The sequence below is a fragment of the uncultured Altibacter sp. genome (assembly GCF_963972995.1).
Taxonomy (GTDB): Bacteria; Bacteroidota; Bacteroidia; order Flavobacteriales; family Flavobacteriaceae; genus Altibacter.
Genome location: NZ_CAXAXI010000002.1, coordinates 75107 through 87449, shown reverse-complemented (window position 1 = coordinate 87449; position 12343 = coordinate 75107). Strand labels below are relative to the sequence as shown.

At 44.7% G+C, this 12343-nt stretch carries 8 protein-coding genes; 5 read left to right on the top strand and 3 right to left on the bottom strand.

Features of this window, described 5'->3' with window-relative positions; translation table 11 throughout:
* Positions 1-11 precede the first annotated feature (11 nt).
* Positions 12-2648: a cyanophycin synthetase gene (gene cphA, locus AACZ11_RS01455; protein ID WP_290628694.1), complete on the bottom strand. Its 2637-nt coding sequence runs from the start codon at positions 2646-2648 to the stop codon at positions 12-14.
* A 94-nt stretch (positions 2649-2742) separates the two neighbouring features.
* On the opposite strand from cphA, the gene AACZ11_RS01450 reads away from it, so the two are divergent.
* Positions 2743-3612, top strand: a complete 870-nt coding sequence (locus AACZ11_RS01450) for a cyanophycinase (RefSeq protein ID WP_290628695.1) — start codon at positions 2743-2745, stop codon at positions 3610-3612.
* Here the strand turns inward: AACZ11_RS01450 and AACZ11_RS01445 are convergent.
* The gene (locus AACZ11_RS01445) at positions 3600-4532 is read right to left on the bottom strand and encodes an isoaspartyl peptidase/L-asparaginase (protein WP_339831269.1); all 933 of its coding nucleotides are present in this window, start codon (positions 4530-4532) and stop codon (positions 3600-3602) included. The two genes, AACZ11_RS01450 and AACZ11_RS01445, sit on opposite strands and share 13 nt — an antisense overlap.
* 99 nt (positions 4533-4631) lie before the next feature.
* Here AACZ11_RS01445 and polA point away from each other — a divergent pair, with 99 nt between their 5' ends.
* Positions 4632-7472, top strand: a complete 2841-nt coding sequence (gene polA, locus AACZ11_RS01440; RefSeq protein ID WP_290628697.1) for a DNA polymerase I — start codon at positions 4632-4634, stop codon at positions 7470-7472.
* Positions 7473-7496: 24 nt separating this feature from the next.
* Here polA and AACZ11_RS01435 read toward each other — a convergent pair whose 3' ends face one another.
* Positions 7497-10142: a DUF5916 domain-containing protein gene (locus tag AACZ11_RS01435; protein ID WP_290628698.1), complete on the bottom strand. Its 2646-nt coding sequence runs from the start codon at positions 10140-10142 to the stop codon at positions 7497-7499.
* Between the two features lie 264 nt (positions 10143-10406).
* Here AACZ11_RS01435 and rplM point away from each other — a divergent pair, with 264 nt between their 5' ends.
* The 3 genes from rplM (at position 10407) to rpsB (ending at position 12300) form a co-directional block, all read left to right on the top strand.
* Entirely contained in the window at positions 10407-10862 is a 456-nt protein-coding gene (gene rplM, locus AACZ11_RS01430; RefSeq protein ID WP_290628699.1) for a 50S ribosomal protein L13, read from the top strand.
* On the top strand, positions 10862-11248 hold the full coding sequence (gene rpsI / locus AACZ11_RS01425) for a 30S ribosomal protein S9 (RefSeq protein WP_034259682.1): 387 nt from the start codon (positions 10862-10864) through the stop codon (positions 11246-11248). Before rplM ends, rpsI begins: the two co-directional genes overlap by 1 nt.
* Before the next feature lie 269 nt (positions 11249-11517).
* A complete protein-coding gene (gene rpsB / locus AACZ11_RS01420) occupies positions 11518-12300 on the top strand; it encodes a 30S ribosomal protein S2 (RefSeq protein WP_290628700.1) in 783 nt (260 codons plus the stop codon).
* The last annotated feature ends 43 nt before the right edge of the window (positions 12301-12343 follow it).

The following is a 12343-nucleotide window of genomic DNA, read 5'->3' as shown; positions in this document are numbered from 1 at the left end:
AGGGGCTTTTTTTATTGAGCAAATACAATTTCGCCGCGCGCCTCTTGTTCCTTGAATCGAGTTACAAGGTCTAACGCATCCGGGATCACGTCACTACACAAGATGATCAAAGATCCCTTTTTAGCGTTATTCACAGCATAAGTAATCGCCTCTTTTTCTGAAGGAATGATCGTTGTCTTTTTATTCGGATCTTTCATTTGAATTCCATCGTTCAGCATCTTAATAAGTTCTTCTTCGGTACGTCCCCGTAAGCGTTTATCCTGACGAATAATGATCTCATCAAACATTTCGGCAGCAATACTGCCAATCTCGTTGGTATCCTCTTCACGTCGATCCCCTACACCCGCAATGATCCCCACTTTTACTGTTGCTTCCAAAGCATCTGTAAATTTCTGAAGCGCTCGCATTCCTGCCGGGTTATGGGCATAATCGAGAAGTATGGTAAAATTCTGGAATTCAAATAAGTTCAATCTACCGGGTGTTTGTGAGGCAGAAGGAATAAAGGTTTCGAGCGCTACTTTCATATCTTCAATACTGATGCCTCGTACATGAGCGGCTAATATGGCTGCTAACACATTTTGTATCATGAAGGTTGCTTTGCCTCCATAAGTTAAAGGAATATTCTCAGCTTTTAGCACACGCATCTTCCAAGCGCCCCTGCAAATCGTAACATACCCGTTCTCATATACTGCTGTAATCCCTCCCATTCGCTGTAAGGCTTGAATGCGCGGATTTTCCTCGTCCATGGAGAATAGGGCTAAGTTACAATTGATACTTCTACGCATCTCATACACGAGATCGTCATCGGCATTGAGAATGGCATACCCATCCGGAAGTACCGTTTCGGGGATCACGCCTTTTACTTTAGCCAATTGTTCAATGGTATGAATCCCTTTTAAGCCTAAATGATCCGCAGCAACATTCGTAACAATAGCCACATCACATTTATGAAACCCTAATCCTGCGCGTAACAAGCCCCCGCGGGCGCATTCGAGGACAGCGAAATTTACTGTTGGGTCCTTGAGTACAAATTCTGCACTTGCCGGGCCCGTACAATCCCCTTTCATCAATAGTCGATTCTGGATATATACCCCATCACTGGTAGTATAACCTACACGATAGCCTTTCATTTTCGCCATGTGTGCTACCAGGCGGCTGGTGGTCGTTTTCCCGTTGGTTCCTGTGATAGCCACAATGGGAATGCGCCCGGTATCTCCCGCATTCGGGAATAGTTTATCTACTACAGGAGCAGCGACATTTCTTGGCAACCCTGTGGTTGGGGCCAAATGCATTCTAAAACCGGGACCGGCATTTACTTCTAAGATGGCACCGCCCGTGTCTGAAAGCGGTTTGCTTATATCGGTGGTCATGATATCGATCCCGCAAATATCGAGATCGATGATCTTCGAGATACGTTCTGCCATGGAAACGTTCGCAGGGTGTACAATATCGGTCACATCTTCGGCTGTTCCTCCCGTACTCAAGTTTGCCGTATCTTTTAAAACAAGACGCTCCCCTTCAGGAATCACCGAATCTACTGTATAACCAGCATCCTTAATTATGGTCTTGGTGAGGTCGTTAATGGTAATCATGGTAAGGACATTTTCATGACCATAGCCCCTTCGTGGATCTTCGTTTACCTTATCTACCAATTCTTTTACGGTAGATTTCCCGTCCCCGATCACATGGGCAGGTGTGCGCTTAGCGGCTGCTACCAACACGTTGTTTATTACCAACAAACGGTAATCTTCTCCCGTGATAAATTTTTCAACAATCACGCGATGAGAGACTTCCTTCGCCGCATGAAAGGCTACTACAGCCTCTTCGTACGTGCGTATATCCACCGTAATTCCACGTCCGTGATTCCCGTCAATGGGTTTAATCACCAGTGGGTAGCCTACATAATTGCACGCCTCCTTCAAGCTACTCTCCCTACTAATGATGTCTCCTCTTGGCACCTCAACTTCGGCTTGTTCCAATAAATACTTGGTATCTTCTTTATCGCAGGCGATCTCAACACCTATGCTACTGGTTTCTGAAGTAACGGTTGCCTGTATCCGTTTCTGATTTGCCCCATACCCTAACTGACACAACGAGTACTTGTTGAGCCGAATCCACGGAATACCACGACTGGCCGCCTCTTCCACAATAGACCCTGTACTGGGACCTAGCCGTTCTGCTTCACGGAGTTCCCGCATTTTCTGAATGTCGTCCTCCAGATCGTATGCTTCAGAAGCGATCAAGGCTTCACAGATGCGCACTGCAGCTTCAGCAGCATAACGTCCCACGCTCTCTTCCATGTACGAAAAAACCACGTTATAAACCCCCTTTTCGCCGTAATCACGAGTCCTTCCGAAGCCGGTATCCATTCCTGCCAAGGTCTGGATCTCCAACGCAATATGTTCAATAATATGCCCCATCCAGGTTCCTTCATCCACCCGCATAAAAAAACCACCTTCACAACCTTCGCTGCAACGGTGAGAGTACATGCTGGGAAACATTTCCTTTAACCGATCACTAAAACCCGAAATTTTGTTGGAAGGCAGTTCTTCCATTTCTTCGAGGTCCAAAACCATCACAATTAGTTTATGGCGGCGTACCGACCAGTAATTTGGTCCGCGCATGGCATTTATCTCACGTATTCTCATATTGGGTTGGTTTATTTCTAAAGGGTGAAAGATTATAAATATATAATTTTTTTTAGAACAAAACCGCTATTTTTGCCGTCAATAAATTGACTTCATGAGTGTAAAAGGAATTCTTATCCCCATAGGCGGAAACGAAGACAAAGGCATTGAAACCAGTGAGATCTACCACTTGGAATTTATACAAGAAGGCATCTTATCGCGTGTTGTAAAAGAAAGCGGTGGTAAAGATGCCTCTATAATAATAATCCCTACTGCTTCCAGTATTCCAGAAGAAGTGGGTGAGAATTACTTACAGGCGTTCGGAAAATTGGGATGTACAAATCTCCATGTTATGGACATACGTGAACGCGCGCAGTCTGAAGATCCCGAAAATATTCGTAGGATGAAAGAGGCAGACTGCGTCATGTTCTCTGGTGGGAATCAATCCAACATCACACGTGAGATTGGCGGTACATCGCTACATAAGATCATGCTCGAGCGTTATGAGAACGAACGGTTCGTAATTGCCGGCACCAGTGCAGGTGCCATGTGTATGAGCAAAGAGATGATCACCGGCGGCGGTATTAAAGAAGCCTTTACCAAAGGTGCAACAGGTATGGGAAAAGGCATGAGCTTTATCCCGGACCTTATTATCGATTCTCACTTTATTCGCAGAGGCCGCTTTGGCCGCTTGGCGGAAGCCGTAGCCAAGTTTCCTAACATTATCGGGATCGGACTGGCAGAAGACACAGGACTCATTATTAAGAACGGAACTTTTGAAGTAGTAGGATCGGGAATGGTGATCGTTTTTAACGCTAGAAAGGCAAAACACAACAACCGAAAGTCGGTGCCAAAAGGATCTCCTATGTCACTCACCAATTTAAAAACACACATATTGGCAAACGGGGACCGCTTTAATATCAAGAAGAAAAAAGTTAGAGTTTCACCGTTGGGAATTTCGGTGACGGATGCTCAATCGTTGTAGATCGCAATTATTTTTTTTCCTTCGGAATTTTTACACCCTCGGTACATACCTTCGGTATTAAACGGCATCGCGATGTTACCTTTGGCGTCGACAGCTATTAAACCGCCATCTCCTCCCAGTTCTCCCATACGATTTTGGATCACTTCTAAGGCCGCTTCCTCCAGAGAACAGCCCTTGTATTCCATAAGGCAAGAAACATCGTAGGCTACGACCCCACGGATAAAATATTCGCCACTTCCGGTACAACTTACCGCACAGGTTTTGTTATTCGCATAATTTCCGGCTCCAATCATAGGGCTATCACCTACACGTCCCCATTTCTTGTTTGTCATCCCCCCTGTTGATGTTGCCGCAGCAACCGTTCCGTCCTTGTCACAGGCCACCGCACCCACGGTCCCGAACTTACTCTCCTTTTTTATGCTGTGGTCCAACTGAAAGCCATTGGTGCCCTTAATATCCTGCCATTGCTGATACCGAAGGGAATCGTAGAAATAGGCAGGAGACTCCAAGGTATACCCCAGCTCTTTTGCAAACTGCATAGCCCCTTCGCCAGCCAGAAAAACATGTTCGCTTTTATTCATCACATCACGAGCCAAGGCAATCGGATTTTTAATTCCTGTTACCAAAGAAACGGCCCCGGCCTTTCGCTCTTTACCCTCCATGATAGCTGCATCCATCTCATGTGTCCCTTCTGCGGTAAATACAGCGCCTCTACCTGCGTTGAATAAAGGCGAATCCTCCAACAAGCGTACAGCAATCTCAACAGCGTCTACCGCTGTTCCGCCCTCTCGGAGCACTGCATATCCTGCTTCTAGCGCTGTGTCTAAGGCGGTCTTGTAGGCCGCTTCTTTTTCTGACGTCATCTGCCCTTTTACGAGTGTTCCGGCGCCGCCGTGTATTGCTATCGATATGGAATTCATAGATGTATTGTTCAATGCCGAAAAATACGAATTGCATCTCAATTAATTTCGGTTGGCGGAAGAAGTTTTGTAGTTTTATACACTTCAATAGTATGACCCATGGCCAACCAAAAAAGACTTTTCCTTCTTGATGCCTATGCATTGATTTTTCGCGGATATTATGCGCTAATAAAGAACCCCAGGATCAATTCGAAGGGACAGGACACCTCGGCAATCATGGGTTTTATGAACTCCTTGTTCGACGTGATACGGCGTGAGAAACCCGATCATCTGGCTGTGTGTTTTGACAAAGACGGCAGCGCCGAACGTACCGAGCTTTTTGAAGATTATAAAGCGAATCGCGATGAAACACCCGATGTGATAAGACAATCGGTACCCATAATTCAAGACATTATCAAGGCCATGCATATTCCTTGTGTGGAAATCTCGGGAATGGAAGCTGACGACATCATTGGCACCTTGGCAAAACAAGCGGAGAAAGAGAACTACCAGGTATTTATGGTAACGCCCGACAAGGATTTTGGGCAGTTGGTTTCAGAAAATATCTTTATGTACCGACCCGCGCGCATGGGCAATGCCATCGAGATCTGGGGAATCCCGGAAGTAAAGAAACGGTTTGGGGTGGAACGTCCCGAACAGGTGATCGATTATTTGGGAATGATGGGCGATGCGAGTGACAATATTCCGGGGTTACCGGGCGTAGGCGAAAAGACAGCCAAAAAATTCATTGCCGAATTCGGGTCTATGGAGGCTTTGTTGGCCAATACCGACAAGCTCACCGGAAAGATGAAGGAAAAAGTAGCGGAAAATGCCGAACTGGGCTTGCTGTCCAAAAAACTAGCCACCATTAAGACAGATTGTGACGTTATCTTCAACGAGAAGGATTACGAGATGTCCATGCCGGATGCTGAAAAAGTGCAGCAAATATTTGAAGAACTCGAATTTAGACGCTTAAAGGATCAATTCTTAAAGTTGTTTTCTTCGGAAGGTGCTTCGGAAGAAGTCACACAAATCTCTAATTCGGAATCTGCTAAGAAAACCGCGAAAAAAACGGCCGGAAGCGGTCAATTCTCACTGTTTGGAGGTGATGGCGAGCCGACTTCAGATATTAAGGAGTACAGTTCCCGAAAGACCATTGACACGACCGAACATTTCTACCAGACCGTACAGCCAGGAATGGGCACCAAACTCTTCCTTCAGAATCTATTAAAACAAAAAAGTGTGTGTTTCGACACTGAAACAACGGGTTTGAATCCCTTAACTGCCGAACTTGTGGGGATCGCATTCTCATGGGAGGCGGGCAAAGGCTTTTATCTTCCCTTTCCGGAAAGCAAGTCCGAAGCACAAGAACTTATTGAACAACTGCGACCTTTTTTTGAATCTGAAGCTATTGAGAAAATCGGTCAGAATTTAAAATACGACATCAAGGTACTGGCAAAGTACAATGTTTCGGTGCAAGGAAAACTTTTCGATACTATGCTCGCTCATTACCTTATCAATCCCGATATGCGTCATAACATGGATGTTCTAGCAGAGACCTATCTCAACTATACTCCGGTTGCAATTGAAGCTCTTATAGGGAAAAAAGGGAAGAATCAAGGCAGCATGCGGGATGTGCCTATTGACCAACAAACCGAATATGCCGTAGAGGATGCCGATATCACGCTGCAGCTCAAAGAACACTTCCAGAATGAATTGGGCGAAGCGAATACACAAAAATTATTTGATGAGATCGAGATCCCGTTGCTTCGAGTTCTAGCCGATATGGAGCTGGAAGGGATCAATCTGGATGAAGGTTTCTTGAAAAAGCTTTCTGCGGAGTTGGATAATGACATCCTGAAACTTGAAAAATCCATTTATGAAGCTGCGGGTGAAACATTTAATATTGCCTCCCCCAAACAACTGGGCGAGATCCTGTTCGATAAGATGAAACTGGTTGATAAACCAAAAAAGACTAAGACGGGCCAGTATTCTACCGCAGAGGACGTCCTTTCCTATCTGGCCAAAGACCATAAGATCATTCGGGATGTTTTGGAATATCGCGGGTTGTCAAAATTAAAGAGTACATATGTCGATGCGTTGCCAGAACAAGTAGAGCCTTCGACACAGCGCGTTCACACCGATTATATGCAGACGGTAGCAGCGACCGGCAGATTGAGCAGTAACAATCCGAATTTACAGAACATCCCCATACGCACCGAACGCGGACGGGAAGTACGAAAAGCCTTCATCCCAAGGGATACGGAGCATGTGCTTTTGGCAGCGGATTATTCACAGATAGAGCTGCGCATCATTGCTGCCCTGAGTGAAGAAGAAACCATGATACAAGCCTTTACCAATGGCGAGGATATTCATGCCTCTACTGCGGCCAAGGTTTTTAATGTTCCTTTAGCGGAAGTGACCCGCGAGCAACGAAGCAATGCAAAAACCGTAAACTTCGGGATTATATATGGCGTATCCGCCTTCGGCTTGAGCAACCAGACCGACCTCTCCCGAAGCGAAGCGAAGGAATTAATTGATACGTACTACAAGACCTATCCGAAATTGCGCAATTACATCAGTGAACAGATTGATTTCGCCAGGGAACACGGCTATGTACAAACGGTGTTAGGACGACGGCGCTACCTCAACGGCATTAACGGTAGTAATGCCGTTGTGCGCGGTGCGGCGGAGCGCAACGCGGTGAATGCACCCATTCAAGGTAGCGCCGCAGATATCATTAAGATCGCAATGATTCGCATTCACGAGAAGATGACGAAGGCAGCGTATAAAAGCAAGATGCTCTTACAAGTGCACGATGAATTGGTCTTTGATGTTTACAAACCCGAATTGCAAGAATTGAAAGTATTAATCAAAGAAGAAATGGAAAAAGCCTATACACTTTCAGTACCTCTGGAAGTGGAGTTAGGTGTGGGTGAAAATTGGTTGGAGGCCCACTAACCCTCAGGATTTAACTTATTTTGTTTACAACACAAAGCGGTACGTTGCCTTAACTAAAAAAGTATTTTGTGGTTGCTGTTGCAGGATCTGATTATCAATAATGGTGGAGAACCGATTATCCGGATCGCCCAATCCTGTGATTCCTTGAGACCATACCAAGAAGATTTCGGAACCCGGAATGTATTCCCAACGCACGACCAAATTCGATCGGAACTGAACAAAAGCAAAATCGGGATCTCCAAACTGGTAATCGGTCGTTCCGTCGCGATTTTCATCTACCAGATAGCTACCTTCAGAAAAATTTATTTGGTCGTTTCCATATAAGGTAACCCTTTCGTTGAGATCTTCTGCGATGGAATTATTCACAAAATTGAAATTGGAGAATTTTGCCCTAAATATAAAAGGTTGTCCGTAGTACTGGATGGTAAGATTAGGATTGATATTGTAATTTATGCGCAAGGTTGCACTAAGTGCTTCATTATCGATCTCCCCTAAGATATAACGTGTCGTTCCGTTAAAATCTGCTTGCGTAACATACTGCGTCTTACTGGGGCTTTCCTCATAATTGAGATCTACAGACAGACTCAAGCTGTTTAGCGGTTGGTATCGTGCTCCTACTTCATAATTATAAAACGAGAACTGGTCTTGCGTTGCTCTTGAGTGTACATGTCCGGCCCTAAAACTTAGCTTCTTTCGTTGATCGGTCCCGCTAAAGAAGAATACATAATTCTCTTGATTATACCGCCACCTCGGACCTCCTCTTAAGAATGTATTGACAAATATTCGGGGTTTGTGTGCGCCTCCTAGTTCGCTCCACCAATTGTTCTTCCAATTCACGTAACCTCCAATTTCATATTGGATTCGGTTATAATTTCCTTCAAAATCGAATGCGGTCGAGATATCGGCACGAATATTCGCTTGTCGAAACCATGAAGTAGGTTTGTTCCATAGGTAGCGACCTCCCGAGTATTGGCGAATATCGTCTGCCTGACGCAAAAAGCCGATATCATTTAGTTCATACTCCGGTGATTTCCAATTACCGCCAAAATAATAGCGCCAATTACCCCCACCGCCTTTACCCACCTCAAAATTACCTCCAGTACCGGTAAGGCTCGTTTTAGTAGGATCTACCGAAACATGCTCCGCATCCACTCGCTGAAATAAGTGTGTTAGCGATGTTTGGGTGGCAGTAATCGCTTCTGCACTTCCGCGTACATGACTAAACGTTGCTTTTCCGCTAATGTAATGCTTTCGTTCGTTCCAATTATGCTGAAAGTCCAACCCGCCGGAATAGGCTTGTGAGTGTAAAAAAGAAACATTAGGATCCATATTACGGTGTGTTGCCGTAAAAATTGCACCTACATTGCTCTTACGGTCGTTAAAGTCTTTTTGGACTCTTCCAACAAAATAATTCGTAAGAGGTTCCACCAAGGTCTCCTCCTCAGTGCCATCCTCATTGATCACATCGGCAAATTCTTTATCGGTCACACTTTCCAAAACCCCTATGGTCCATCCTTCTTTGGTCTTACCACTAAATTTAGCGGCTCCCAAAATAGTGGTATTGTTGGGTTGATCGGCGTAGACGGTAGTGGGTCCAAATGGAGAACCCTGCGGGCTCCTCCCTATACGCCTTGAAAAGAATAAATTATCGGCTCCTCCTCCCACGCGATAGTCGTACACGCTTTTGTTCTCTACAAAGAAAGGACGACGTTCCTGAAAGAAGATCTCGAATCCGTCCAACGCGACCGCTCCAGGATCGGCATCCACTTGCCCAAAATCAGGATTGATTGTGGCGTCCAATGTGAGGTCGTTGGTCACGCCGATCTTAGCATCCAATCCGAAGGTGAGTCGGCCATCACTTCCATCTCGAAAAGGATTGCCTTGTTCTTCTTCATACGTATCCCATTGTGCCACGGTATAAGGTTGAATCTCAATCTGCTTTTGCGGTTTGATTCCTTTAATGCCGCGTAATTCCCCGAATTCGCTCACCCAACCCGGAGGACTGGGCAATAAGGGTTGCCATAAGGATCGCTCTTCGTTATTAAAATACCTTCGGGTGGATTGAAGACCCCAAACCTGTTCGTCGGCTGCACTAAAACGCAACTGACTTAATGGAATGCGCATTTCGGCAGTCCAGCCTTCGGCATCAATTTGCGTGTCTACATACCAAATGGGATTCCAGCTTCCGTCGAAATTTCCATTATCGGAAATAAACTCATCTCCTTTTACACCGGAGGCAGAGATCGTGAAGGAAAATCCTGTGCGGTCGTCACCATAGCTGTCTATATTGATCTCTACCCAATCCCCAGGAAAATCATCCCGTCTCCCCATGCGTCGTTCAATGGTAGAAGGATCCTTCTGATAACATCGAAATGCCACATATAGGTTTCTTGCATCATAGGCGATCTTCATTTTGGTCTGTTCAGTAGGCGGAGTAGCATTATCGGGTTCAAATTCAACATAATCTGTCGTCCAATCCACTTCATTCCAAGCAGCATCATCTAACTTCCCATCGATCACAATAGGCTCCTTACCATCAATGGATCGTGTGGTATATACACGCTTTTCGGGTTTGTTTTCGGTCGCTTCGGAAATCATTTCTGTTTGTGACCACAGGAAGGAACTGCTTGCAATACACAACAGCAGAGAGAAGGCGGTTTTGAGGAACATGGGTGGTTGGTCGTTGTTGATTGATACCTTAAAGGACACACAATTAAGGAGAAAGTGACAGTTCGAAGTCTATTTTAAGATAATTTTAACATTTAAACATCGTTGTTGCGTGTGCTTGTTTTTAGGGATGTTATTGTTTGTAGAAAAATAGTTTACACCCCTTGTTTTTCAAATAAATAATACTACATTTGCACCCCGATTTATCCAAAAGAAGGAATGTTTAACACTGCCTGTAGGTGAAGACAGGTGGTAAAATTGATAAAAGTGGATACACTAAGTTATAAAACAGTATCAGCAAATAAAGCGACTGTGACCAAAGAATGGTTGCACGTAGATGCTGAAGGGCAAACCCTTGGACGTCTTGCCAGTGAAGTTGCAAAATTACTTCGCGGAAAGCACAAACCAAACTTTACCCCTCACGTTGATTGCGGTGACAATGTAATTATTACGAATGCCGAAAAGATCAACCTTACAGGAAACAAATGGGCCGACAAGACCTACATTCGTCACACAGGCTATCCTGGCGGACAACGTAGTTTGACTGCCAGTGAAATGCGAAGTAAAAATCCGGAACGCGTTGTTGAAAAAGCGGTCAAAGGGATGTTGCCTAAGAATAAATTGGGTGCTGAGCTTTTCAGAAATTTAAAAGTATATGCCGGAGCATCACACGATCAAGAGGCACAAAAACCAAAAACCATTAACCTTAACGATATCAAGTAATGGAAGTTATTCACAAAATAGGTAGAAGAAAAACCGCTGTAGCTCGTGTATACCTTCAAGAAGGAAAAGGGAATATCACTGTGAACAAACGCGAACTGGAGAACTACTTTCCAACCGCTACGTTACAGTATAAAGTAAAACAACCGTTAGCACTTACCGAAAATGACAAGACCTTTGACATTACCGTAAATGTTTTTGGCGGAGGTATTACAGGCCAGGCCGAAGCGATTCGTTTGGCGATCTCTCGCGCTATGTGCGAGTTAAACGATGAGAACAGAGGAATCCTTAAGCCGGAAGGTCTATTGACCAGAGATCCAAGAATGGTTGAGCGTAAGAAATTCGGACAGAAGAAAGCGCGTAAGAAATTCCAGTTCTCTAAACGTTAATCCTTCAGCGTTCGGCACGACAACGTTCTGGCGCATCACAGGATTCAAGAAACTTGAATTTTATTTAAGAGTTACCTTCCGAACTGGATTCGGAAACAAAGTTCATACATTTAATTATCAATAAGCTGTTAGCTGCATCTTGTTACACAGTTGCAAGATGTAGCGATTAGTTTAGCATCTAAATCAAGCCAACGTATCCTTACGCAAACGCGTAAGCATTCACCGGAAGATTGACCATCTAAACACGCAGAACGTAAACTAAAACAAAAATGGCAAAAAAAGTAGAAGTAAAAGACCTGCTCGATGCAGGCGTACATTTTGGTCACCTGACCAGAAAATGGAACCCAAACATGGCCCCGTATATTTATATGGAGCGTAACGGGATCCACATCTTAAATCTTTACAAAACAGCTGCAAAACTGGAAGAGGCAAATGAGGCCCTTTCTAAGATCGCAGCCAGTGGACGAAAAATCCTTTTCGTTGCTACCAAGAAACAAGCTAAGGACATTGTTGCTGAAAAAGCAGGAAATGCTAACATGCCTTACATTACTGAAAGATGGCCCGGCGGAATGTTGACCAACTTCGTGACCATCCGTAAGGCGGTAAAGAAAATGGCTTCCATAGACCGTATGAAGCAAGACGGAACTTTTAACACCCTTTCTAAGAAAGAGCGTTTACAAGTAGATCGTCTTCGTGCAAAATTGGAAAAGAACCTTGGTTCTATCAGTGACATGAGCCGTCTTCCCGGAGCGTTATTTATCGTGGATACTACCCGTGAACACATTGCCGTAAAGGAAGCTCAAAAATTGAACATTCCTATCTTCGCCATGGTGGATACCAATAGCGATCCTCGGGAAATCGATTACGTGATCCCATCAAATGACGATGCTTCAAAATCTATCGAAAAGATCATGGCTTCTGTTTCTGAAGCGATCATCGAAGGATTGGCAGAACGCAAAGGTGGAAAAGATGAGGATACACAGCCTGAAGCAAAGGCTCCTAAGGCTAAAAAAGCAAAAGCAGCTGTAGCCGCTTCCAAAGAAGAAGAATAAAGAGTACCCTTATAAACATATCAAAGTCGTTTGGTTCTTTTTC